This is a genomic window from Ruegeria sp. N8, assembly GCF_056531325.1.
Genome location: NZ_JBQFLQ010000004.1, coordinates 1 through 24,531 on the forward strand (window position 1 = coordinate 1; position 24,531 = coordinate 24,531).

Annotated in this window: 23 protein-coding genes; 10 read left to right on the forward strand and 13 right to left on the reverse strand. The window is 58.0% G+C overall.

Going from position 1 to position 24,531, the window contains the following annotated elements:
- Nucleotides 1-134 precede the first annotated feature (134 nt).
- Nucleotides 135-2,552 carry a DNA topoisomerase (ATP-hydrolyzing) subunit B gene (gene gyrB, locus ACR0C5_RS09800; RefSeq protein ID WP_170770902.1) on the reverse strand — a complete coding sequence of 806 codons (2,418 nt, stop codon included), beginning with the start codon at nucleotides 2,550-2,552 and terminating at the stop codon, nucleotides 135-137.
- Nucleotides 2,553-2,654: 102 nt separating this feature from the next.
- Entirely contained in the window at nucleotides 2,655-3,227 is a 573-nt protein-coding gene (locus ACR0C5_RS09805; protein ID WP_480876228.1) for a TetR/AcrR family transcriptional regulator, read from the reverse strand.
- A 100-nt stretch (nucleotides 3,228-3,327) separates the two neighbouring features.
- Here ACR0C5_RS09805 and ACR0C5_RS09810 point away from each other — a divergent pair, with 100 nt between their 5' ends.
- On the forward strand, nucleotides 3,328-3,894 hold the full coding sequence (locus ACR0C5_RS09810; protein ID WP_170786474.1) for a carboxymuconolactone decarboxylase family protein: 567 nt from the start codon (nucleotides 3,328-3,330) through the stop codon (nucleotides 3,892-3,894).
- On the opposite strand, the gene recF is transcribed toward ACR0C5_RS09810, so the two are convergent.
- From recF to mutM, 6 genes are all read right to left on the reverse strand, one after another.
- Nucleotides 3,891-4,985, reverse strand: a complete 1,095-nt coding sequence (gene recF / locus ACR0C5_RS09815; protein ID WP_480876230.1) for a DNA replication/repair protein RecF — start codon at nucleotides 4,983-4,985, stop codon at nucleotides 3,891-3,893. The two genes, ACR0C5_RS09810 and recF, sit on opposite strands and share 4 nt — an antisense overlap.
- A 59-nt stretch (nucleotides 4,986-5,044) precedes the next feature.
- Nucleotides 5,045-6,166 (reverse strand): DNA polymerase III subunit beta, encoded by a 1,122-nt coding sequence (gene dnaN / locus ACR0C5_RS09820; protein ID WP_480876232.1) that lies wholly within the window; start codon nucleotides 6,164-6,166, stop codon nucleotides 5,045-5,047.
- Between the two features lie 228 nt (nucleotides 6,167-6,394).
- Nucleotides 6,395-7,780: a chromosomal replication initiator protein DnaA gene (gene dnaA, locus ACR0C5_RS09825; RefSeq protein ID WP_170770912.1), complete on the reverse strand. Its 1,386-nt coding sequence runs from the start codon at nucleotides 7,778-7,780 to the stop codon at nucleotides 6,395-6,397.
- A 560-nt stretch (nucleotides 7,781-8,340) separates the two neighbouring features.
- A complete protein-coding gene (rpsT, locus tag ACR0C5_RS09830) occupies nucleotides 8,341-8,604 on the reverse strand; it encodes a 30S ribosomal protein S20 (RefSeq protein WP_170351928.1) in 264 nt (87 codons plus the stop codon).
- Nucleotides 8,605-8,830: 226 nt separating this feature from the next.
- Nucleotides 8,831-9,607, reverse strand: coding sequence for an enoyl-CoA hydratase (locus ACR0C5_RS09835; RefSeq protein WP_170790064.1), 777 nt, complete (start codon nucleotides 9,605-9,607; stop codon nucleotides 8,831-8,833).
- Nucleotides 9,608-9,673: 66 nt separating this feature from the next.
- Nucleotides 9,674-10,525 (reverse strand): bifunctional DNA-formamidopyrimidine glycosylase/DNA-(apurinic or apyrimidinic site) lyase, encoded by an 852-nt coding sequence (gene mutM / locus ACR0C5_RS09840; RefSeq protein WP_170786465.1) that lies wholly within the window; start codon nucleotides 10,523-10,525, stop codon nucleotides 9,674-9,676.
- A gap of 86 nt (nucleotides 10,526-10,611) precedes the next feature.
- On the opposite strand from mutM, the gene ubiE reads away from it, so the two are divergent.
- Together ubiE and ubiB are read left to right on the forward strand one after the other, a co-directional pair.
- Complete coding sequence (gene ubiE, locus ACR0C5_RS09845; RefSeq protein ID WP_480551709.1) at nucleotides 10,612-11,364, forward strand: bifunctional demethylmenaquinone methyltransferase/2-methoxy-6-polyprenyl-1,4-benzoquinol methylase UbiE; 753 nt, start codon at nucleotides 10,612-10,614, stop codon at nucleotides 11,362-11,364.
- Nucleotides 11,365-12,894, forward strand: coding sequence for a 2-polyprenylphenol 6-hydroxylase (gene ubiB / locus ACR0C5_RS09850; protein WP_170790067.1), 1,530 nt, complete (start codon nucleotides 11,365-11,367; stop codon nucleotides 12,892-12,894).
- Nucleotides 12,895-12,990: 96 nt separating this feature from the next.
- Here ubiB and ACR0C5_RS09855 read toward each other — a convergent pair whose 3' ends face one another.
- A complete protein-coding gene (locus ACR0C5_RS09855; protein ID WP_170770921.1) occupies nucleotides 12,991-14,166 on the reverse strand; it encodes an acetyl-CoA C-acyltransferase family protein in 1,176 nt (391 codons plus the stop codon).
- Between the two features lie 118 nt (nucleotides 14,167-14,284).
- Between ACR0C5_RS09855 and ACR0C5_RS09860 the strand changes: the two genes are divergently transcribed.
- On the forward strand, nucleotides 14,285-14,854 hold the full coding sequence (locus tag ACR0C5_RS09860) for an XRE family transcriptional regulator (protein ID WP_170770923.1): 570 nt from the start codon (nucleotides 14,285-14,287) through the stop codon (nucleotides 14,852-14,854).
- A 47-nt stretch (nucleotides 14,855-14,901) separates the two neighbouring features.
- Here ACR0C5_RS09860 and ACR0C5_RS09865 read toward each other — a convergent pair whose 3' ends face one another.
- The gene (locus tag ACR0C5_RS09865) at nucleotides 14,902-15,219 is read right to left on the reverse strand and encodes a hypothetical protein (RefSeq protein WP_170770925.1); all 318 of its coding nucleotides are present in this window, start codon (nucleotides 15,217-15,219) and stop codon (nucleotides 14,902-14,904) included.
- A 194-nt stretch (nucleotides 15,220-15,413) separates the two neighbouring features.
- Here ACR0C5_RS09865 and ACR0C5_RS09870 point away from each other — a divergent pair, with 194 nt between their 5' ends.
- The 5 genes from ACR0C5_RS09870 to ACR0C5_RS09890 all read left to right on the forward strand — a co-directional run bounded on the left by ACR0C5_RS09870 (nucleotide 15,414) and on the right by ACR0C5_RS09890 (nucleotide 20,372).
- Nucleotides 15,414-16,601, forward strand: a complete 1,188-nt coding sequence (locus ACR0C5_RS09870) for a glycine C-acetyltransferase (protein WP_170770927.1) — start codon at nucleotides 15,414-15,416, stop codon at nucleotides 16,599-16,601.
- Nucleotides 16,598-17,548 (forward strand): PLP-dependent cysteine synthase family protein, encoded by a 951-nt coding sequence (locus tag ACR0C5_RS09875; protein WP_480876236.1) that lies wholly within the window; start codon nucleotides 16,598-16,600, stop codon nucleotides 17,546-17,548. The genes ACR0C5_RS09870 and ACR0C5_RS09875 overlap by 4 nt, the downstream gene beginning before the upstream one ends.
- 19 nt (nucleotides 17,549-17,567) lie before the next feature.
- On the forward strand, nucleotides 17,568-18,596 hold the full coding sequence (gene tdh / locus ACR0C5_RS09880; RefSeq protein WP_480504269.1) for an L-threonine 3-dehydrogenase: 1,029 nt from the start codon (nucleotides 17,568-17,570) through the stop codon (nucleotides 18,594-18,596).
- 63 nt (nucleotides 18,597-18,659) lie between these two features.
- Entirely contained in the window at nucleotides 18,660-19,541 is an 882-nt protein-coding gene (locus ACR0C5_RS09885; protein WP_480876237.1) for a tryptophan 2,3-dioxygenase, read from the forward strand.
- 3 nt (nucleotides 19,542-19,544) lie between these two features.
- The gene (locus ACR0C5_RS09890) at nucleotides 19,545-20,372 is read left to right on the forward strand and encodes an alpha/beta hydrolase (protein ID WP_480876239.1); all 828 of its coding nucleotides are present in this window, start codon (nucleotides 19,545-19,547) and stop codon (nucleotides 20,370-20,372) included.
- Between the two features lie 150 nt (nucleotides 20,373-20,522).
- Here ACR0C5_RS09890 and ACR0C5_RS09895 read toward each other — a convergent pair whose 3' ends face one another.
- Nucleotides 20,523-21,671, reverse strand: a complete 1,149-nt coding sequence (locus ACR0C5_RS09895; RefSeq protein WP_480876241.1) for an aromatic ring-hydroxylating oxygenase subunit alpha — start codon at nucleotides 21,669-21,671, stop codon at nucleotides 20,523-20,525.
- 125 nt (nucleotides 21,672-21,796) lie between these two features.
- On the opposite strand from ACR0C5_RS09895, the gene ACR0C5_RS09900 reads away from it, so the two are divergent.
- Entirely contained in the window at nucleotides 21,797-22,354 is a 558-nt protein-coding gene (locus ACR0C5_RS09900) for a TetR/AcrR family transcriptional regulator (protein ID WP_480876243.1), read from the forward strand.
- A 24-nt stretch (nucleotides 22,355-22,378) separates the two neighbouring features.
- Here the strand turns inward: ACR0C5_RS09900 and ACR0C5_RS09905 are convergent, their stop codons facing one another.
- Nucleotides 22,379-23,341: an ion transporter gene (locus ACR0C5_RS09905; RefSeq protein ID WP_480876245.1), complete on the reverse strand. Its 963-nt coding sequence runs from the start codon at nucleotides 23,339-23,341 to the stop codon at nucleotides 22,379-22,381.
- On the reverse strand, nucleotides 23,334-24,524 hold the full coding sequence (locus tag ACR0C5_RS09910; RefSeq protein ID WP_480876247.1) for a low temperature requirement protein A: 1,191 nt from the start codon (nucleotides 24,522-24,524) through the stop codon (nucleotides 23,334-23,336). The genes ACR0C5_RS09905 and ACR0C5_RS09910 overlap by 8 nt, the downstream gene beginning before the upstream one ends.
- Nucleotides 24,525-24,531: the final 7 nt, after the last annotated feature.

Consider the following 24,531-nt stretch of genomic DNA (forward strand, 5'->3'; position numbering starts at 1 on the left):
TCTCATCTCCACTCTCTGATGGTTACGATGAGCCTGAAATCCTCCGCTACGCAATCAACCTAGTCTGTTCCATGGGTGCTGATGGCGGACAACTTATGGGGTGCGTGAAGGTTTGTGCGCGTCCCTACACATCCCTAGAAATCCAGATTTTCCACGCTTAGCGCATTTTGCTGGATGAATTCTCGGCGCGGTTCGACTACATCGCCCATCAGTTTGGTGAACAGGTCATCCGCCTCGACCATGTCATCCACGCGGACCTGCAACAGTGTACGTGCATCCGGGTCCAGCGTGGTTTCCCACAGCTGATCAGGGTTCATTTCGCCCAGACCCTTGTAGCGCTGCAGAGACAGGCCCTTTTCGCCTTCTTCCAGAATGGCGCGCAACAGGTCCAGCGGGCCGTGGATGGCCTGCGTCCGGTCGCGGCGGATCAGGGTGGCGGGGGTGTTGTAGACCTCTTGCAGGCTTTGCGTGAAGCTGCCGGTTTTGCGCGCCTCGCCAGACCGCAGCATGGGGCCGTCCAGTGTACGGACCTCCTCGACGCCGCGCAGGATGCGGGCCAGACGAATGCCGTGATCCTGTGTGATCCGGCCCTGCCAGCCGCGTTCATATTCCAGCGCGATCAGGTCCAGACGAGCGGCCACCTTGTCCGCGACGCCTTGCAGGTCGGCATCGACCGCACCGGGCACAAAGGCACCTGCCACCGCAGCCTGTTCCAGAATGTGACGCGGGTAGTGGGTTGGGAAGGCGTCCAAAACACGTTTCAACTGACGCGCTTCATCGACCACGCGAGTCAGGTCCTGCCCGATGATTTCCTCGCCCGAGCCCAGCTTCAGCACCGCGCCCTCGACCCCTTGATTGATCAGGTAGTCATCCAGAGCTGCCTGATCCTTCAGGTAAACCTCTGATTTACCACGCGAAACCTTATAGAGCGGTGGCTGCGCGATATAAAGGTATCCACCTTCGATAAGCTCTGGCATTTGCCGGTAGAAGAAGGTCAACAGCAGAGTCCGAATATGCGCGCCGTCCACATCGGCATCCGTCATGATGACGATCTTGTGGTAGCGCAGCTTTTCGATGTTGAACTCGTCCCGACCAATGCCGGTGCCCAGCGCCATCACGAGGTTGCCAATTTCCTGAGATGACAACATCCGGTCAAACCGCGCGCGCTCGACGTTCAGGATCTTACCACGCAACGGCAGTACGGCCTGAGTGAGACGGTCCCGACCCGTCTGGGCGGAACCACCGGCCGAGTCACCCTCGACGAGGAAAACTTCAGTCTTAGACGGATCTTTCTCGGAACAGTCCTTCAGCTTACCGGCCAAATAGTTCACATCCATCGCCGTCTTGCGGCGGGTCAGTTCGCGGGCTTTGCGGGCGGCTTCACGGGCTAAAGCGGCCTCGATGATCTTGCCGACGATCCCCTTGGCCTCATTCGGGTTCTCTTCGAACCACTCGGCCAGCTTTTCGTTCATCAAGCCTTCGACCGCTGGGCGCACCTCGGACGACACCAGCTTGTCCTTGGTCTGGGATGAGAATTTCGGATCAGGTACTTTAACCGACAACACGCAGGTCAGACCTTCGCGCGCGTCATCGCCGGTGAAGCTGACCTTTTCCTTCTTCGCGATCCCGCTGGACTGCGCGTAATTGTTGATCGTCCGGGTCAAAGCACCCCGGAACCCGGCCACATGCGTGCCGCCGTCCCGCTGAGGGATGTTGTTGGTGAAAGGCAGGACCGTCTCGTGATAGCTGTCATTCCACCACATGGCGATTTCCACGCCGATGTCGTCGCGTTCACCCTTGATATAGATCGGCTCAGGCATCGCTGGTGTCTTGGACCGGTCGAGGTATTTGACGAATTCTTTAACACCGCCCTCATAGAACAGCTCGGTTTCCAGCCGTTCGGCGGGGCGCTCGTCGATCAGGATGATCCGAACGCCCGAGTTCAGGAAGGCCAGCTCACGCAAGCGCTTTTCTAGCGTATCGAACGAATATTCGAGGTTCGAGAATGTATCGGTCGAGGCCAGAAACCGCACTTCGGTCCCGGTCCGTTCACCACACTCCTGAACCACTTTCAGATGCTCTGCTGTCTCGCCACCTTCAAAGCGCGCCACATGTTCCTTGCCGTTGCGCCAGACGCGCAGCTCTAGCCAATCGGAAAGGGCGTTCACCACCGAGACACCCACGCCGTGCAGACCGCCCGACACCTTGTACGAGTTGCTGTCAAACTTACCGCCCGCGTGCAGTTGGGTCATGATGACCTCAGCGGCGGACACACCCTCTTCGGGGTGAATATCCACCGGAATCCCGCGCCCATTGTCGCTGACTGAAACACTGGAATCGGCGTGGATTTTTACGGTTACATGGTCGGCGTGACCGGCCAGCGCCTCATCAATTCCGTTGTCGACGACCTCATACACCATATGGTGCAGACCCGAGCCATCATCCGTATCCCCGATATACATACCGGGACGTTTGCGAACAGCTTCTAAGCCTTTGAGAACTTTAATGGAATCAGCGCCGTATTCCTGTGGTGCCTGTGCGTCGTCGGACATGCCGTTAGTACCTATATTATTTTGGTAACTTATACGTTTTCTGGTGGGGAATGTCACGCGCTCCCCCAAGATTTTGTGGTTTTCTCCGCCGTTTTCGGCCGATCAAAGCCGGTCCAAATCCGACGCGATATCTGCGGCGATTTCTGCGGCATTCACATCGTTGCGTTCGGCGGACAATCGCAGGCCCAGAATGTCCGACTGATACCGTGCAGCCAGCCGATCCGGGTCGTGATCCGGCCCGATCTCTCCGGCTTGCTGGGCACGACGGAAGAGCGTGGCGAAACACTCTTTCATCTCGACCATGTGGCCACTCGCCTTGTCCGCCAACTCATGACCTTTGGCCTGCAATTCCGCATAGGTCTTGGCCAGCATACAGGCATGCGTCGGCACAGCACCCGCGTCGATCACCACATGCGGTTGCGCTTTTAGTGCCCGCAACGGACCCATCTCATCGGCCATTGCCATCAGACGCGCTACGCCGTCCTGCGCGTATCGCTCTAACGTCAGTGCGTAAAGCGCATCCTTCGACCCGAATGCGGCATAAAAACTGCCGGGTTTCAGGTTCAGCGCGCGTTCTAGATCTTTCAGCGACGTGCCGGCCCACCCCTGTCGCCAGAATATATCCCGCGCCTGCGCAATCAGCGCATCCCGGTCGTATGAGGGTTTTCTTGGCATCGCCGTCACCAATTCTTGAACGTTTGCTCAAATATATACTTGAGTGATCACTCAAGAAAGCCTAAATGTGATTCACTTCGCCAGAAACAGGAGCTTTGACATGGCAAACTTCCCCTCTCATGACCTCGAAACAGCGCCCGAAGGGTCCAAACCGCTGCTGGAAAAGTCGCAGGCCGCATTTGGGCGCCTGCCCGGCCTGCACAAGGTGATGGCCGAAAGCCCCCAGCACCTGGAAGCTTACCAGATGCTGCACCACCTGTTTCTGCAAACCGATTTCGACAATGACGAGAAAACCGTCGTATGGCAGACCATCAACGTGGAAAACGAATGCCACTACTGCGTGCCCGCCCATACCGGCATCGCCAAGATGATGAAGGTCTCGGACGAAATCACCGAGGCGCTGCGCAACGAAACCCCGCTGCCGTCCGCCAAGCTTGAGGCACTGCGCACCTTCACCCTGCAAGTGATGCAAAGCCGCGGCAACCCGAGCGAGGAACAGCTGCAAGCCTTCTTTGACGCAGGTTACTCGCACCGCGCGGTGCTGGACGTGGTGCTGGGTCTGGCTCAGAAAACCATGTCGAACTACATGAATCACATGGCGCAAACCCCGGTCGATCAGGTGATGCGCGGCTTCCTGTGGGAACGCAAGGTCAGCGAACCTGCCTAAGCGACGACCGAGGCCCCGTCGCTTTCGGTCACAACCAACGTCTGGGCCCGGTCGCCCAATTCCACAAACAGCTCAGGCCCGGTGCCCGTCATCCAGGCCTGCGCACCCAAGGCGCAAATCTCGTCATAGAGCGCCGCTCGCCGTCCGGCATCCAGATGGGCGGCCACCTCATCCAGCAGCACAATCGGCGGTGCACCCACCATCCCCGCCAGCGCCCGCGCATTCGACAGGATCAGCGAGACCAGCAGGGCCTTTTGCTCTCCGGTCGAGCAATCCTTGGCCGGAACACCCTTGGCCGCGAAGACACCGTACAGGTCCGATCGATGCGGCCCCACCAAGGTCCGCCCCGCCGCCAGATCGCGAAACCGGCTTTCATTCAGCGCCTCACGCAGATCCTCAACCGTACCCGGCATCGCACCCTCAGACTGCACCAATTCCAGATCAGCCGAGGGAAACGCGGTTTCAGCTTGCTCCTGCGCTCCGCGCAAATGCTCTAAGGCCGCCAAACGCGTCACATGGATGCGGTGCCCGGTCTCGGCCATCTGCCCTTCTAACGCGGCATACCAATGGGCATCTCGCACCTGCTCTTTCAGCAGGCGGTTGCGTTCGCGCATTGCCTTTTCATAGGTCAGTGAAGCCTCGGCATGGGCGGGATCAAAACTCAGCGCAATACGATCCAGAAACCGCCGTCGCCCCTCAGCCCCTTCGATCCACAGTCGATCCATCGACGGGATCAGCCAGACCACGCGCGCCAGCTTGCCCAGATCAATCTGACTGGCCGCCTTGTCATCAATCCGAACCTGCCGCGCAGCGCCCCCTTCGGACCATGTCTCGATCTCATAGCCTTGCCCCTGTGCGTTCAGCAGGCCTGACAGCTTCCACCCCAGCGCTTCGGGTCGTCGCGTCATCTCAGCGGCACTCGCCCTCCGCATGCCGCGACCGGGCGAAAACAACGACACCGCTTCCAGAATATTGGTCTTCCCGGCCCCGTTCGGCCCATGGATCGCCACCGGCCGCCCATCCAGAGACAAACGCGCCAGCTTATGAGACCTAAAATGCGAGACCGTAAGCTCGGTCAGGGCCAATCCCATGACCCCTCCCTTCTTCTGTTCAAAAATACCTCCGCCGGAGGCATCGCGCGCCAGCGCGACTAGACGCGCATCGGCATGACAACATAAACCGCGCTTTGGTCATTGCCCTCGCGCATCAGGGTTGGATCACCGGCCGAATTGAACAGGAACACCGCATTCTCGCGATCCACTTGAGACGCAATCTCCAGCAGGTATTTCGCGTTGAACCCGATCTCCAGCCGCTCATCGCCATATGCCACGGCCAGTTCTTCCTCAGCCGCACCGCTATCGGGCGCATTGACCGACAAAACCAGTTTATCCGTATCCAACTGCAACTTCACCGCGCGCGAGCGTTCGGACGAGACGGTCGCCACCCGGTCCACAGCCTGAGCGAACTCGGCGGCATCCACTTCCAACTGGCGCGTGTTGCCTTGCGGAATAACACGAGTGTAGTCGGGGAAGGTGCCGTCGATCACCTTGGAAGTCAGCGTGATATCGGGAGTAGCAAAACGCACTTTCGTCTCGCTGACCGAGACAGCGATGTCCATCTCGTCATCGTCCAGCAGCTTGCGCAGCTCACCTACGGTTTTACGTGGTACGATCACGCCCGGCATGTCTGCCGCCCCATCAGGCAAGTCCGCATCGATGCGCGCCAGACGATGCCCATCGGTGGCCACACAGCGCAGCACCTTGCCGCCATCTGACCCGTCGGCCACATGCATATAGACGCCGTTCAGATAATAGCGCGTCTCTTCCGTCGAGATTGCAAATTTCGACTTGTCGAACAGCCGCCGCAGCAGCGCCGCAGAGGCTGTAAAGTTCGATTGATATTCCGAGGACGCCATCACCGGGAAATCCTCTTTCGGCAGCGTCGCCAGCGAGAAGTTCGACCGCCCGGCCTCGACCGTCAGACGCCCTGCGGCGCTTTCAGCTGTCAGCGTAACCAGCGCGCCATCGGGCAGTTTCCGCACAATTTCATGCAAGGTGGTGGCGGCCACTGTGGTCGCGCCCGCGCGTTCTACCTGCGCAGGGGCCTTGTCGACCACCTCGATATCCAGATCGGTGGCCCGGAACATGGCCTGATCACCTTCGGCCTCGATCAGCACATTGGCCAGTATCGGAATGGTGTTGCGACGCTCCACAACGGATTGGGCCTGCGAAACGGCCTTGAGAAGGGTGCCGCGTTCGATGCTGATCTTCATACCCTCAATTCCTCTGACTTGCGTGCCGATAGGGGCGGGACTGGCACGTTAGCGGTTCCACCCTGAGGCACAAGGATTTTTTATGGATTTCTGAGTCGGATTGCCCAAAGGGTCAAGGGCCACGTGGCCGCTTGAGCACAGTTCCCAATCAACCGTGGAGTTTATCGCACAAGAAAACGCCCCGGATGTGAGGCGCCGGGGCGTTTTCCTGTTTTCTGAAGATACGTCCTACGCCTCCAGAGCGCGGCGCAGCATTTCCACGTCTTCGGCGATTTGACCGTCGGTGGTCTTCAGCTCTTCGATGCGCTTCACACCATGCATAACGGTCGTGTGGTCGCGCCCGCCAAACCGACGCCCGATCTCGGGCAGCGAGCGGCTGGTCAACTGCTTGCACAGGTACATCGCCACCTGACGCGGGCGAGCATAAGACCGCAAGCGCTTGGGGCCGATGATATCCGACAGACGGATGTTGTAGTATTCGGACACTTTGCGCTGAATCTCCTCGACGGTGATCTTGCGCTCTGAGGCACGCAGCACGTCAGCCAGACAATCCTGCGTCAGTTCCATATCGATCTCGCGACCTACCAGCGAGGCAAAAGCAAACAGACGGGTCAGCGCACCTTCCAGCACCCGCACATTGGTCGAGATGCGGTGGGCCAGAAATTCCAGCACGCCATCAGCGATCTGCAGGTCGGGATAGGTGGCGCTATAGTGCTGTACCTTGTTCTGCAAAATGCCCAGACGCAGCTCATAGTCAGTGGGATGCAGATCCACAACCAGACCACATTGCAGGCGCGATTTGACACGGTCTTCCAGATCCTTGATCTCACCCGGCGCACGGTCGGCCGAGATGATGATCTGTTTGTTCTGATCCACCAGCGCGTTGAAGGTGTGAAAGAACTCTTCCTGCGTGGAATCCTTGCCTGCGATGAACTGCACGTCATCAACCATCAGCACGTCGACCGAGCGGAACAGGTGTTTGAAATCCATCATCCGGCGTTCGCGCAGGGCCTGAACGAAACGATACATGAACTGTTCTGCTGACAGGTACAGCACGTTCAGATCAGGGCGCTTGGTCTTCAACTCCCACGCAATGGCGTGCATCAGGTGGGTTTTACCCAGACCAACACCACCATACAGAACCAGCGGGTTGAAGGTCACCGGACCGCCTTCGGACACGCGGCGCGCGGCGGCATGGGCCAATTCGTTGGGTTTGCCGACAACAAACGTATCAAAGGTAAAACGGGTATCCAGTGGAGCAGCTTGCAGGGACTCAAGCGCCTCGTTTCCGACGGCGGCCTGCTGCGACAGAAGCTCATCCTGCGGGACTTCGACCGCAGGTGTAGCTTCGACCGAAGGGCGCGCAGGCGAGTTGGCCGCGACCCTAAAGGCCAGACGCTGAACGGATTCCCCGGATGTATTCATCTCATACAGAATCAGGTCGGCAAAATTCTGGCTGACGTAATTGCCCATAAAGTTCGTCGGCACCGAGAACACCGCGACGCCATCCTGAACTTCTTGGAATTGCAGAGGTTCAATCCAGGTCGTGTAATTGTTCTTGCCGATTGCCTTGAGCAAATTGTTTTGCAGTAGTCCCCATTTCTCTTGTGTCATTCAGCGCCTCACGCATCCCATTCTTTATTGGCCTGTCGGCCTTATTAATGTGTCCGGTTGCCCGGTTCTGACGCTCACTCGCAAAAGGATACCCACCCGCCGAACCCGCAAAGTTCAGCGCCTTCGTCCCAGAAAGCCTGCACAGACCAATTTCGCAGACGTTCCATAACCGGATCGCCCCGAAAACCGGGTCGTAGCTCGCAATCTCAATTTTCGACAGGGCCTAGGTTCTTGGTGCGCCAAGTCCCACAGCAGACCGGCAATCCGGTGCAACCGGTTGCCGACAATTGTTCCCTGACCATCCTGATGCCCGTCAGTCCGGTCGGTGAAACAGCCTGTCCCCCCAAGCGAGTGAATCGCTAAAACAGTGGTAGCAAGAGGGTGACGCTCGGGGCAACGAAACTCTGATATTGACTCGGGTCTGGGGGCGAAAGAATCTCTCGGTTTCGTGAGGACGCGGTATTCTGGCAACAGCAGAAAGGGCGCCGCACTGCGCGACGCCCTTTAAATAGATCAGTCTTGCTTACGTGACCTAAGGTCACCAGCGGTCACTGTGCGACTCAGCCCAGCGCTTTGACGCGGGCCGACAGCCGCGACATTTTACGCGATGCGGTGTTTTTGTGGAAAACGCCTTTGGTGACGCCGCGCATCAGTTCGGGTTGTGCTGCGCGCAGGGCAGCAGTTGCTGCGTCCTTGTCTCCGGAAGCGATCGCTTCTTCGACTTTGCGCAGGTAAGTGCGGATGCGCGAACGGCGTGCTTTGTTGATTGCAAAACGCTTTTCGTTCTGACGTGCGCGTTTCTTTGCCTGGGGCGAGTTAGCCATGTGTCTCTGACCTTTGTTCGGTACGGTTATCTAGGGTTGCGCGCCACGGAATTATCCGCACCGGATCAGAAATCACGAGTGTGAGTCGGGCCAAGCGGGCCGCACGCGCATGTATAGCGGCGCTTACTATCCAAACTGCCGGGGTTTGCCAAGCAGATTCTTGTAGCCGCATATCAGACATGAAAAAAAGGCGGGCCCTGCCCGCCTGATCCGATATGCCGCCCGCTTACTTGTCGCGGAATTGCGCGGCGCGTTTTTCAAGAAACGCAGCCATACCCTCTTTTTGATCTTCAGTCGCAAACATCGAATGGAAGACGCGGCGTTCGAACAGCATCCCCTCGCTCAGCGTCAGTTCGTAGCTGCGGTTGACCGCCTCTTTCGCGGCCATTGCACTCAGCTGAGATTTCTCTGCGATCTTCTGTGCCGCGGCCATCGCCTCTTCTAGAAGTTTCTTGGCCGGCACCACGCGGCTGACAAGACCGGCTCGTTCTGCCTCGTCCGCGTCCATGAACCGACCGGTCAGGTTCATGTCCATCGACTTGGACTTGCCCACGAAGCGGGTCAGTCGCTGGCTGCCGCCCAAACCTGCGATCACGCCCAGATTGATCTCGGGCTGGCCGAACTTGGCGCTGTCCGCGGCGATGATGAAATCGCATAGCATCGCCAGTTCACACCCACCGCCCAACGCATAGCCTGCCACGGCTGCAATGATCGGCTTGCGGATGGCCGTCATGCGGTCGTTCAGATCCGCAAACAGATTCGTAGTGTAGACGTCGACAAAGCTCATCGTGGACATTTCCTTGATGTCCGCGCCTGCAGCAAATGCCTTGTCCGAGCCGGTGATGACGATGCAGCGCACCTTGTCATTGCTATCGGCATCTTCCAATGCCGCGCACAATTCGCCGATAAGCTGCGAATTCAGCGCGTTCAGGGCATCGGGTCTGTCCAGCTTGATAAGAGCGACGTGGTCTTCGATTTCGACGATGATCGTCTCAAAAGCCATGAGGTGTAAGCTTCCGGTTGTTCCGTTCAGATACGATTCATTATCACGCGCAAAAGCTGGATCAAGTTATCTTTGGCATTGCGCGCAATAGAAGGATGAGCGACCGGACTGGGTGATTCTCTTGATCGGCGCGCCGCAGCCTTCGGTGCGGCAGGGTTCGCCTTCGCGCCCGTAGACATCAAAGCTGTGCTGAAAATATCCAAGTTCTCCATCGGCTTGGCGGAAATCACGCAGGGACGACCCGCCAGCCTGAATGGCATCTTGCAGGACCTGCCGGATAATCGGGACCAGTGCTGCAACACGCGGCGTCGAAATTTTCCCAGCTTTGCGACGTGGCGACACTCTGCCGCGATAAAGCGCCTCGCAGACATAGATATTCCCTAATCCGGCAACGATTCCCTGATCCAGCAGTGCGGATTTGACAGGGGTGTTCTTGCCCATGAACGCATCAATCAGGTGCTGCTCGTGAAAGTCATTGCCCAAGGGTTCCGGCCCCAGAACCGAGAGCAGCTTATGCGCCTCGGCATTCGCGGTGGGCAACAGGTCCATCGCCCCGAACCGGCGCGGGTCGTTAAAGGTGACGCGCGCACCATTAGCCATGTGAAAGACCACATGGTCATGTTTTTGCGCCGCAGGATGATCATGCACGAACTGACCCAACGGATCGCCCGAGACCGTCATCCGCCCCGACATGCCCAGATGAATCAGCAAGGTCTCGCCGCTGGAAAGATCGGCCAGAATGTATTTTGACCGCCGCCGCAACCGATCTATCCGCTGCCCCGTCAGCCGCTCGGCCATACGGTCGGGGAAGGGCCAGCGCAGATCGGGACGGTTCACATCTGCGCGTTCGATCACCACCCCCTCCATCGCCGGGGTCAAACCGCGTCTTACTGTCTCGACCTCGGGCAATTCGGGCATTAGATGGCTCCTATTCCAAAGGGCCGCATTGTGCCCGCCTCTTATGGCCCTATAACAGAGGCGAAATTCGACGAACGGCAAGGCTTATGTCCGACAACAGCGACAAGACCACTCATTTCGGGTTCGAAACCGTACGCGAGGCTGAAAAGGCCGGGCGTGTGCAAGGCGTGTTCAACTCGGTTGCCTCGAAATATGACGTGATGAACGATGTCATGTCGATGGGGATCCATCGGGTCTGGAAAGACGCGATGATGGACTGGCTGGCTCCGCGCCCCGGTCAGCGCCTTCTGGATGTCGCGGGCGGTACCGGAGACATTTCCTTTCGTTTCCTCAAGCGCGCGGGGCACGGCCACGCCACCGTTCTGGACCTGACCGAGCCGATGCTGGTCGAAGGCCGCCAACGCGCCGAAGCAGATCAGATGGCCGACAGCCTGAACTGGGTGGTGGGCGACGCCATGTCCCTGCCCTTCGAGGACAACACCTTCGACGTCTACACGATTTCCTTCGGCATCAGAAATGTGACCCGCCCGCAAGAGGCACTGAACGAAGCCTACCGTGTGCTGAAACCCGGCGGCCGCCTGATGGTACTGGAGTTCAGCCAGTTGCCAAATGACGGGCTGCAAAAGCTCTATGACCTCTACAGCTTCAACGTCATCCCGCGCATGGGCAAGCTGATCGCCAATGACTACGACAGCTATCAATATCTGGTCGAGTCGATCCGCAAATTCCCCGATCAGGAAACGTTTCTGGGCATGGTCCGCGCGGCCGGGTTCGAAAACGCCAAATACCGCAATCTCAGCATGGGTATCGCCGCGCTGCATTCCGGTTGGAAGATCTAAATGCGCGGCCCTCACAACATCATCCGCCTGATCCGCACAGGCGCCACGCTGGAGCGCACGGGCGCCATGAGCGTGGTGCTGGACGCGTTCGAGGCTCCGCCTGCGCTTCGCTTTGTAGCCCACGCTCTGGGCAAACCTTTTCAATGGCTGGGCTACAAGGGCGACCCCGACATGCCCCCCGCCACCCGCGCCCTGACGGCGCTGGGTCCGGCTTATATCAAATTCGGTCAGGTGCTTTCGACCCGCCCTGACGTGGTTGGCAATGAACTGGCCGCCCAATTGCGCGTGCTGCAAGACAAACTGCCCCCATTTTCCCGCGATGAAGCCATGGCCGAAGTCGCCAAAGAACTGGGCCAACCCGTGGATGAGGTGTTTTCGGAATTCAGCGAACCCATCGCCGCGGCTTCCATCGCGCAGGTTCACAAGGCCAAGCTGTCTAGTAACGGTGAGAATGTCGCCGTCAAAGTCCTGCGCCCCGGCATCGAACGCGCCTTCCGCAAGGATGTGGACGCCTTCTATTTCGCCGCCCGCATCGTGCAGCTGTTCGCCCCCGGTGCACGCCGCTTGCGCCCGATGGAGGTGATCGAACATTTCGACGGTGTCGTGCGGGGCGAACTGGACCTGCGTCTGGAAAGCGCCGCAGCCTCGGAATACGCGGCCAACACCAAAGATGATTCCGGGTTCTGGCTGCCTCCGGTGGTTTGGTCGCTCTCTGCCCGCAGGGTCATGACCCTTAGCTGGGCGGACGGTATCCCGTTGGGCGACAATGACGCCTTGGACGCCGCCAATCATAACCGTCGCGATCTGGGCGAACGCGTCCTGCGGCTTTTCCTGTTGCATGCGCTTCGAGACGGCTATTTCCACGCCGACATGCATCAAGGCAACCTCAAGGTCGCGGCCAATGGCGATATCATCGCCTATGACTACGGCATCATGGGGCATATCGACGAATATACCCGCCGGGTTTACGCCGAAATCCTCTTTGGCTTTATTCGCCGCGACTACAAACGAGTTGCCGAGGTGCATTTCGAAGCGGGCTATGTCCCCGCCAATCAAGATGTCGACGAGTTCGCCCGCGCCCTGCGCGCAGTCGGAGAGCCCATCTTCGGCATGGACGCCACCCATATCTCGATGGGCCGCCTGCTGAATTACCTGTTCGAAGTCACCGAACGCTTCGGCATGGAAACCCGCACCGAACTTATCCTGCTGCAACGTACAATGGTCGTCGTCGAAGGCGTGGCCCGTTCGCTCGACCCGCAGGTTAACATCTGGGAAGTCGCCCGCCCCGTGGTCGAGGATTACATCAAGAAATCCATCGGCCCCCGTGCCGCCCTGCGCGATTTCAGCAAAACTGCACTGGTCCTTGCCCGTTTCGGCCCTCGTCTGCCTGCGCTGGTCGAAAACGCGCTGATCGCCCAAACCCAAAAAGACGACCCCAAGTCTGCTCGCTTCTGGTCCGCGGCGCTTCCTGCAACGATCGGAGCCGCCGCAGGCGCAGCCATCGTGCTGATTCTTTCGGTGCTCAGCTAAAACCGATCCGCCCTTCATCTGGCTGAAAATATCCTCGGGGGGATTCGCGCCCAAAGGCGCGAAGGGGGGCAGACAGCCCCCCGACACGGTCTCAGATCAGAGCAGTTCGAATGCAATGGCGATACCTTGACCGCCGCCAATACACATGGTCACCAGGCCTTTCGAGCCGCCGATGCGTTCCAGCTCATACAGCGCTTTCAGCGTGATGATCGCCCCGGTTGCCCCCACCGGGTGGCCCAGCGCAATCGCGCCGCCATTCGGGTTCACCTTGGTCGCGTCCAGACCCAGTTCCTTGTTCACCGCCAGCGCCTGCGAGGCGAAGGCTTCATTGCTTTCGATCACATCGAAATCTTCGATCGACAGACCCGTTCGGGCCAACAGGTTCTGCACCGCAGGCACCGGACCAATACCCATCACCTCAGGGCGCACACCGGCGTGGCCATAGCCTAGAATACGCGCCTTGGGCTTCAGACCCGCCTTTTCAGCAGCATCAGCCGTGGCCAGAACCATCGCCGCCGCACCGTCGTTGATGCCCGACGCATTGCCCGCCGTCACCCGACCATCCTTCTTGAACGCCGGGCGCAGACCTGCCAGCGCCTCGATTGAGGTCGTCTTGGGATGCTCGTCGACCATGAAATCGACCATGTCGCGCTTGACTTTGACCTGAACCGGCGTGATCTGGCTCTGGAAGTACCCAGCCTCAATCGCCGCAGCAGCACGGGTCTGGCTGGTCAAGGCGAACTCATCCATCTGCTCGCGCGTGACCTGGTGCTCATCCGCGACGTTCTCAGCCGTGACACCCATATGACCAGTGCCAAACGGACAATTCAGCGCACCCAGCATCATGTCCAGCGACTTGATATCGCCCATTTTTGCACCCCAGCGCGCCTGCTGTAGGATATAGGGGCTGCGCGACATGCTTTCGGCACCACCGGCCACAGCAAAATCTGCATCACCCAACTTCAGCGACTGCACTGCCGACACAATCGCCTGCGCACCCGAACCGCATAGTCGGTTCACGTTCATCGCAGGCGTTTCGACCGGAATTCCCGCCTGTTTGGCAGCGGCCCGAGACAGATACATATCACGCGGTTCTGTGTTGATCACATGGCCGAACACAACATTGCCGATCTGACCACCTTCGACGCCCGACTTCTCCATCGCGGCCTCAGTCACAACGGTCGCCAGATCAATCGGCGCGGTCGAGGCCAGTGCCCCGCCAAACGTACCAACCGCGGTGCGGGCACCATCCAGAATAACGATGTCTTTCATATCTCATCTCCTCTTGGGTCTGGCGGCACTATTACGTCCTGCAGCGTAGCTGTCCTATACGACGTACCGTCACAAGCAGAATTGACATCGCTCCTCCAAAGGCGCATGAGTTTCCGTAATGACGGAAACCACAGACGATATCCTGACACGCCTGCCTGCCCGCCTGAAAGAAGCGCGCCGCGCCAAAGGCCTGTCGCTTGAGGCCGTCGCCAACCTCAGTGGCGTGTCCCGCTCCATGGTCAGCCAGATCGAACGCGGGGAAAGCAGCCCCACCATTGCGACATTGTGGAACCTGACACGTGCGCTGAATGTAGACTTTGCCGGGCTTTTGGATGAAGAGGTTCAGGGCGACACAATTGAAGTACTGAAACAGTCGGATGTGCCCAGTATCGACAATATGGGGTATGGCTGTCGGATCGGCATCCTCTCCCCGCCAGAAGATGCCGGTGGGCACGAAGTGTACGATATCTGGTTCGAGCCGGACGGAAAACTGATCAGCCAACCGCATGCAAAAGGCTCTCGTGAACATTTGACTGTTTTGATGGGATCGGTCGAGATTGAATCAGGCACCGCAACTGAGGTTCTGCATCAAGGCGACACAGGGCGTTATGCAGCGGATGTTGCGCACTCGATCATTGCACATAATGGACCGGCACGCGTTTTTCTAATTGTGAAAACCGGTCTATAGGATCGACCGGCCGCCTGAACAGGCGGCCAGTCCGGATTGATAAATTATTACTCGTCGGGTAGGTCGTTTGCGCCGCGGGTTCCTCCACGGTTGGACACCTGACCGTCTGTACCGGTAATGCTGCTGAGACTGCTTCCAATATTGCCCCAGCCGCCATTTCCGCCGCCGCTCACCGCCGAAGCAGTGCCTTTGCCTTTGCTTCCAAAGTCCCGACCGAGCGTGGCCGCGCCACCTGAAACAGCCCCGGCCATCGACTGAGCAAGCCCACTGTTACCACCACCGGTGTTGCCATTGCCAGGCCCTGCGAAAGCCGCTGTTGCACCGAACATCAGAGCCAATGCCGCGACTGTTGAGATCTTAGTCATATCGTTTCCCTCCCAGTTGATATGCAAATGAATACGCGGCGTGGAAAAAAGTGGATCACATTGAGTTCAGCAAAAAGTTATCACTTAAAGCTTCCTTCAATCCGCAATGTAAGAAAATTTTCCGTAATACTGTAATTCTTCTATTTCGGAAATGCATCCGCTATGCTAGACACCGGGGAGCTATGGAGGCCCAGATGGCAAATGCATTCCTATCACACATCACGGACACGCTTTCGCAGATCGAATCCGAGGGTCTGTATAAACGCGAACGCATGATCACCTCGCCTCAGGGCGGTGAGATTACGGTGGGCGACAAGCAGGTCATAAACTTGTGCGCCAATAACTATCTGGGTCTTGCCGATCACCCTGCGCTGATCGACGCCGCCGTTGGTGCGATGGGCCCCAAAGGGTTCGGCATGGCCTCGGTCCGGTTCATCTGCGGTACACAAGACATCCACCGCGAGCTGGAACAGAAGCTGGCGCAGTTCCTGAACAAGGATGATGCGATCTTGTTTGCAGCTTGTTTCGATGCGAATGGCGGGCTGTTCGAGCCGCTACTGGGTCCTGAGGACGCCATCATCTCGGATAGTCTGAACCACGCTTCGATCATCGACGGGGTACGGCTGTGCAAGGCCAAGCGCTATCGCTACATAAACAACGATATGAACGATCTGGAGGCGTGGCTGAAACAGGCGCGCGCGGATGGGGCGCGGCATATCATGATCGCCACCGACGGCGTGTTTTCCATGGATGGCTATCTGGCCAACTTGCCAAAAATCCGTGAACTGGCCGATATGTATGACGCAATCGTCATGGTCGATGACTGCCACGCCACCGGCTTCATGGGGCCGAACGGTGCCGGCACGCCGGATCATTTCGGCGTCGATGTGGACATTCTGACGGGAACTTTGGGCAAGGCACTTGGGGGGGCAATCGGCGGTTATATCGCCGGGCCGCAGCCAGTGATCGACCTGCTGCGGCAGCGGGCGCGGCCCTATCTGTTCTCGAACTCGCTGCCGCCTTCAATCGTCGCCGCCGGGCTTGAAGCGATCCGTCTGGTCGAACAAGGCGACATGCTGCGCGCCCAACTGTTCGGCAACGCCAAATACTGGCGGGAAGGTCTGGAAAAACTGGGCTTTGACCTGCTGCCTGGCGAACACCCGATCATCCCGGTGATGCTGGGCGAGGCGACGCTGGCGCAGGACATGGCCAACAGGCTGTTTGACGAGGGCGTATATGTCTCGGGCTTTTTCTTCCCGGTCGTCCCGCGCGGACAGGCGCGGATCAGAACACAAATGAACGCGGCGCTGACCCGCGACGAGTTGGACCGCGCCTTGGCCGCGTTTGGCAAGGTCGGCAAGGAACTAGGAGTGATTTCGTGATCCTGCCCTCTGTCATCGACGCGATTGGGAATACACCGCTTGTTGACCTGTCGCGCGTCTGTCAGCACCTAGGTCTGGAGGGCCGCATTCTGGCCAAGCTGGAATACCTGTTGCCGGGGTTCTCGAAAAAGGATCGCGCCGCAAGGTCGATCATCGAACTGGCCCGCGCGGATGGCACCCTGTCACCGGGGCAGACGGTGGTCGAGCTGACCTCGGGCAATATGGGCACCGGGCTGGCGATTGTCTGCGGAATTCTGAGGCATCCTTTTGTAGCGGTGATGAGCGCCGGAAACTCGGTCGAACGGGCGCGGATGATGCGCGCCCTTGGGGCAGAAGTTGTGATCGTGCCGCAAGCCCAGGGCAGCAAACCCGGCGAGGTATCGGGCGCTGATCTGGCACTGGTGGATGAGACCGCACAACGCATCACGGCCGAGCGTAACGCCTTCCGGGCCGATCAATTCGGACATTCCGGCAATCCCAAATCCCACGCAACCGGCACTGGACCCGAAATCTGGGAGCAATCCGGCGGCACCGTCACAGCCTTTTGCGATTTTGCGGGCTCTGGCGGTACTCTGGCCGGGGCCGCCGCCTATCTGACGCCGCATGGCGTGCGCTGCTATGCCGTGGAACCCGAAGGCGCGCGGGCCATCGCTGGCGAAGCCATCACAAACCCCGATCACCCAATCCAAGGTGGCGGATACGCAATGGATGATCTGGTTCACCTGAACGGCATCTCATTGGCCGGGCATCTGTCCGTGTCAGGCGACGCGGCGCGGGGTGGGGCGCGGTTGCTGGCCCGAACCGAAGGCATTTTCGCTGGCTATTCGGCGGGTGCCAACCTTGCCGGCGCGATCCAGCTGCTGCGTGGCCTAGAAAAGGGCGGCTGCGTTGCGATTGTGATGTGTGACAGCGGGTTGAAATACCTGTCGACCGATTTGTGGGAGTAATCCAATGCGACCCAACACCATGAAAGCGCTTGAGAAATCCAAACCCAAGGAAGGTCTGTGGATGGTACAGGCCCCGGTGCCTGAGATCGGCCCGGATGAAGTTCTGATCCGCATCAACAAGACTGGCATCTGCGGCACCGACATTCATATCTGGAACTGGGATGAATGGGCCTCGGCCACGGTGCCGGTTCCGATGATCACTGGCCATGAATTCGCCGGTGAGATCGTGGAATTGGGGCGCAACGTGACCGGTCTGGCAGTCGGTCAAAGATGCTCGGGCGAGGGGCATCTTATCACCAATGACAGTCGCCAAAGTCGCGCGGGCAAGTTCCATCTGGACCCTGGCACGCGCGGAATTGGCGTGAACGAACAGGGTGCCTTTGCCCAATACCTGAAACTGCCCGCCTTTAACGTGGTGCCGCTGCCCGACGATATCCCGGATGAGATCGGGGCAATCCTCGATCCGCTGGGCAATGCCGTTCACACCGCGCTCAGCTTTGATCTGCTGGGCGAGGATGTTCTGATCACCGGCGCTGGCCCCATCGGCATAATGGCGGCAGCCGTGGCCCGCCATGCCGGTGCGCGCCATGTGGTGATCACCGATATCAACCCCGACCGCCTGAAACTGGCCGAACATGTGGTGCCAACCGTGCGCAGCGTCGATGTCTCGAATGAAGACCTGCAAGATGTTATCGCTGATCTTGGTATGACGCAGGGGTTCGATGTGGGGCTGGAAATGTCGGGCTCGCAAGCCGCGCTGGACCAGATGGTCGAGGCACTGGTGATGGGCGGCAAGATCGCCCTGCTGGGGATTCCGCCCGGCAAATCGCCCGTCGACTGGTCGCGCATCGTGTTCAAAGCGATCACCATCAAAGGCGTCTATGGCCGTGAGATGTTTGAAACCTGGTACAAGATGATCGCCATGCTGCAGAACGGTCTGGATGTCAGCCGAGTGATCACGCACCAGATGAAAGTCGACGACTTTGCCGACGGCTTCGCCGCGATGAAGTCCGGCCAATCGGGCAAGGTGGTGCTGGACTGGACCTGACACACTGGATAGTTGCAAAATGGCGCCTTAGACAGGTGCGAAATACCGCATCAAGGGGGCGTCATGAGCGACAAGACCGACAGATATCTGGAACGTGGGATCGAACCATCCCTTGTAACCGATTTCACCCAGACCCACCGCAAGAGCTATGGCGACTTCCTTCAGCTCAAGACGCTTCTGAACCTGCAAAAGACCTTTCAGGACCCGGCCCAACCCGATGAGATGTTGTTCATCATCATCCATCAGGTCAGCGAACTGTGGCTGAAATTGATGCACCACCAACTGGTCGAGGTGCGCCACTTTCTGCAACAGGACGAATTCGGCCCGGCGATGAAGAATCTGGACCGGGTGAAGGCAATCCAGCGTCAGTTGATCGCCGCGTGGGAAACCCTGCTGACCATGACCCCGGCCGATTACATGACCTTCCGGCAGGCGCTTGGCAGCTCATCAGGGTTCCAAAGCTATGGCTATCGTCAGATCGAGTTTATTCTGGGCAACAAGGACGCCGCGACCCTGAAAGTGCACGCCCATGACCCCGAAGTGATGCAGATACTGACCGCCGCGCTGACCAAACCATCCCTCTATGATGAGGTTCTGTTCATGCTGGCTCGGCAGGGATTTGAGGTGCCCGAGGATCTGTTGAACCGAGACTATGCGCAGCCCTATTCCGGCGATCCGCGCGTTGTGAAACTGTGGGTGCAAGTGTTCCGCAACACGGACAAGCACTGGGACCTCTACGCGCTGGCCGAAAAACTGATGGACGTGGAATCCCTGTTCCAGCGCTGGCGCTTTGACCATGTCACCGCGGTCGAACGTGTAATTGGAAACCAACCGGGTACCGGAGGCTCCAGCGGCGTGTCATTCCTGCGCAAAGCCTTGGATTTGCGGTTCTTTCATGATCTCTACGATGTACGCACCGAATTGATGTATGCGGATCAGGAGTAGCCCATGCTGTACCGAGGTTTCACCCAGGCCGAACTGGATCAGGAATATTCCCCGCGCTCGATGATTGGCGGCGACCTGACGCCCTATGTCGAAAGCTGGGCGGCGCTCAGCGCGCAGCACCGGGCGCAATTGGATTGTCATGAGAACCTTAGCTACGGCGACAGCCCTACGCAGGTGCTGGATTTCTTCCCCGCAAAAGGCACAGGCGCACCGTTGCATGTGTTCATCCACGGCGGCTATTGGCAGGCGCTCAGCCAGCGTGAATCCGCCATGGTGGCCCCGGCGATGATCGAGGCCGAGCAATCCTTTGCCACCCTCAACTACACTCTGGCCCCCGATGCGCGGATCGGCGACATGATCGAGGAATGCCGCACCGCCCTGTTATGGCTGGCCGCTAACGCCGGTGATCTGGGGTTTGACCCAGCGCGGATCACCCTGTCTGGTCACAGCGCCGGGGCGCATCTGGCAGCGATGGTTATGGCGACCTCAGCCGACGCGCTGGCCCGCGCGGGACTGCGCGTGCGCGATGTGATCCTGATCAGCGGGGTTTATGATCTGGAGCCAATCAGCCTGACACCCGTCAACGATCCTCTGCAACTAACCCCTGTCGAAGTGCACGACCTGTCCCCCATCCTGCACCTCCCCGCACCCGGTCCGCGCTATCGCGTGACTGTGGGTGAGCGCGACACGCCCGAATTCATCCGTCAAAGCCGGGATTATGCGGAACTGCTGCGCAAGGGCGGGCATTCGGTGAGTTTCGATCTGCAGGACGAGGTGCATCATTTTGATATCATCATGCATGCGGGGACGTTTTGGGCGGCGACGAAATAGGCAAGGGCATTTTCTGCGACGCCAGTAGCGTCCGGTTCGAGCCCTTGGCGTACCTTTAATTGACAAAACTGCGCCATTCCGCAGCGAACGACTGCACAAAGCCCGTGTAGCTGTAAGTTTCCAGGCCGCTAACAAGAAGGTCAAAGGTTTTTAGCCTGCAAGCATTTCTTCGACGCTCGCGTTAAATCGGTGTAGCGCGCCTTCGAAACGTCCGAATAGATGGCTTGGGTTGCCGCGCGAGGCAAAGCCGGATTGGATTTCTTCGCCCAATTCGAAATCCTCCATCAATGCTGTCACTGTGATTTTTTGGTTCTTGTCCCAATGTGCTTGCATCTCCTCCGTATCTGGCAAGGCACGTGGAACCAGCGTTGCCATTCGGACATGGGTCAAGTCATGGGCAATGGGTTCGAAATGGAACCACATAACATGGTCCTGTTGCACTAAAAGCTGAGAGTTTGACATCAAGGTATACACAATATTGGCATCCCGTCGTATTTCCCACTTGTCTTCGGGCGTATCGCGCATATCTGGCATTGAAATCCGAGGCAGAATTGCGCGCGTATGCGGACCGAACATCTGGTAGGTCAGCAGATTGTCGGGGAAATAGGGACCTATCGTGTTCTTGTGGGCGACCCGGAAGTGATAAGCTTCCATTCCACCTTCCATCAACAACTTCCAGTTTGCCTTAATGTCAATCTCTTCGATCGCGGCGATACGGTGCTGATCCAGCCCGATCCAATCCAGCTCCGCACCGATCCCCGCAAACCAGCCATCAATATCCGGCATCTCAGCGATATCTGGGTCTGCAACGATCCAAATGAACCCATTTTTCTCGGCGCAGGGCAATCGACGCAGGCCGCGCTCAGCACGTGGAAGGTCGGGAAAACCCTGCGCTTCTTGCGGCACTGCACGCAATTCACCTTCGTTGGTCCAGCTCCAGGCGTGGTAGGGGCAAGTAAAGACTCGCTTGCAGCCCTTTGCCTCGCGTTCCAATTTCGCGCCGCGGTGACGGCAAACGTTAAGGAAAGCACGAACATTCCCATTTTCGTCGCGTGTCAGCAAAACAGGCAAGTCTAAAAACCGTTTGGTCAGAAAAGCACGAGGCACTTCAAGCTCCGAGCTTTGCGCGACGATAACAGGGCGCCGCGTGAAGATCATAGCCCGCTCACGCTCGAATCGTTCCGAGCTGGAGTAGCGTGAAATCGGGGAATGCGCGATCGCATCATCCAGGAAAGCCGATTTCTGATCGGCCAGTCCGATGATCTCTTTTATCAGTTCGATTTCTGTTTGTCTGTCCATCAATCCGTCCTCACTTACCAATCGGTAAGCTTCTTACCACTTGGTAAGCCAAAATTCATCTGATACCTAGCGTCACAAAAGGAGAGCGTTCCATGAATAGGCAAAACGATCCCAGGGCAGGCTATTTGACGGTCGCCTCAAAACAGTTTGCAACCCACGGATATCATGGCGCAAGCCTTGCCGCTTTGGCCGGCGAAGCAGGTGTATCAAAACAGGCCTTGTTGCATTTCTTCGGAACGAAGCAAAAGCTGTATTCCGAGGTTCTATCCGGTCTCGCCAACAGGCAATTTGCTGAAATCGAAGCGGCGAAACAGCCCGATCCAGTGATGCACCTAAAGACCTATTTTGATCGATTTCTGGCGTCCAACTTATCGCTGCCCGATGACGCGCGGCTGACTGTTCGAGCGTTACTAGACGTTCAGACGAATGCCAAAGTTTGGCCGATGAAGGTCTATCTGGACAGTTTGATTGAGATCGCCAGTCATACCCCGGTCGGGCAAGAAGCAAGTGAAACCGAACTGCGCGCCCGGGTATTTCAATTGATCGGAGCAGTGCAGTATTTTGCCATTTCAATGAATGCGATTGGTGGGATGTACGGCAAAACGCAGGCCAGTGAATTGACGGCTCGGTTTTCAAAACAAATCTCAGACACGGTTGACAGCTTGTTCGGGCGGTCAAGCTGACGCGTGCCGAACGGAAGTGACCGTTCAGGGCTTGTCACTTTGCTTCGTTGGCTGACCGCAGGTGGGACAGTGATCAACCCGTGGCATCGTTTCGGCATGCACGCGGTTTCGGATATGATCTGCAGCGCGGCGCGAGAGACCCAATTGCTTGCGAACTGCGTCGATTTCCTTCTCATCGGCTTCGCAGATATCGCCATCTTCCAAGGCCCTTCGAAATTCACGTTCCAGACTGGCCCGTCGGCGGTGCAACTGGTCGTTTAGGCCGCTGGCAATGATCCCTGCAGGCAACGCAGCCATACCAATGCCAATCACCGTGATCGCAGCGCCGAAGACCTTACCGGCAACTGTCACGGGCGTCACGTCGCCATAACCAACGGTCGTCAGCGTTGCCATCGCCCACCACATCGCCGCTGGGATCGAGCCGAATGCCTCCGGTTGCGCCTCGTGCTCTGCCAGCCAAGCACCACTGGCCGCAAAGATCAGCATCACCATCAGGATGAAGAAACCTGCAAAGAATGCGCCGGCCTCTTCCTCAAACACAGCAAGCAGCATGCCGAGTGCAGGCGAGTACCGAGTAAGTTTGAGTAGTCGCAGCATGCGGAAGGTCCGGAGTAGACGCAGATCAACCGGGAAGATCAAGTAGAGCAGCGCAGGTAAAATCGCTAGTAAATCGATGATGGCGATCGGGGAAACGGCCCAAGCAGCGCGCGATTTGTACTTTGGATTTTCGGTGGCGACCCACAGCCTTGCCGAGTATTCGACCACGAATACGAACAGAGAAAGACCCTCAAAGAGGTTCAGCGCCAGGCCCCAGCGGGTGTATATGGAATCGACCGTCTCTAGGATAACGGCGGCCACATTCAGCGTGATTAGGGCAATCAGTGCTATCTCAAGCAACCAGGGACCGATGGCCGCCCGGTCCGGGCGCTCGAGCCACCAATATACTTTCCTTCTTAGATAGCCCGAACTTGTGACTGCCTCACTCATGTCGAAACTGCGTCCAGGCGCGCGTGAGGGGGATCGCGATTTGCGATAGCAAAGCTGTCCCCCAGATCAGATTGCCAACCGAGGAGGGGACATGTGGGACGACAAAGAAACAGATGATTGCCAGCACTATCCCGAATACACGCACATCCCATCGCCCGAAATCCGTTGCCAAACGATGTTCTATGACGTTTTGCAGCACCCACAGCATGGCGATGTAACCGGCAAGTCCGAAACAGCCAATGGCAGCATATTCTGTTGGGTATGGTTCCCAAAATCCGACTTTCACCTCGGCAGCAAGAGCCACGCCGACCATGACGCCGCAAAGCATCAAGATCAGGTGCGCAAGCCACCAGATGACCAACGTCGATACCTTTTTGTCCTTTGGTTTGGCATTGCCGACAAAGTCGAAATAGACCCAACACATCACGAACATCGAGACGCCGCCGATGACGAAGTTGACCAATACGTCCGGCGATACTTTGTAAATTCCTTTTTCGGACAGGGTAACGACCAGTTTGAAGAACCCTTCCCCCAATACGATCAACGTCAACAGAGCAAACCGCTCAGCCATATGACCAAGGCGCGGGACAAACCTCTCGAAACGCAGGACTGTTACACCGGGGATCATGTACATTGCCTGTGTAGCCACCATTGCGGCGGCAAACGCCCAGTAAGCAAGAGGTGTGGGCAAAAAGGCTGTAGTCGCAAAGATTACCGCAAAGACCGAGAAATTGCGGATTTGCGCCGAGGACATTGACTCGCCTGATGAATTGGCCCGCCGAGCGCGGTAGTACAGCGCCGCGATCATGGCCCGGTTCGCTGCAAATCCTAACGCGAAGAAAACCCAACCCTTTCCTTCAATAGCCGGGATCGCTGCTGCCATGAACATCACCGTGCAGATCATCACGGCCATAATCAGCCGGTGCCAGAAGTCAGTGCTGACGTAGATCGAGTTGAATATGCTGAGTTCGCCCCACGCGTACCAGAGCGTGATGAAGACCCCAGCGAAGACAAGAAAACCATGCAGCTCAAGATGATGCGACAAGTAGTTGCCCAGCAGAAAGATCGTCACGACATGAATCAGGTCGTAGAACAGCTCGGCCCAGTGGACATGATCATGTGCGTGGTCGAGGTCCTGGTGATGTTGGGGCTTTCGCCACATGGGGTGGTCATGCAGTGCCATAAATTGG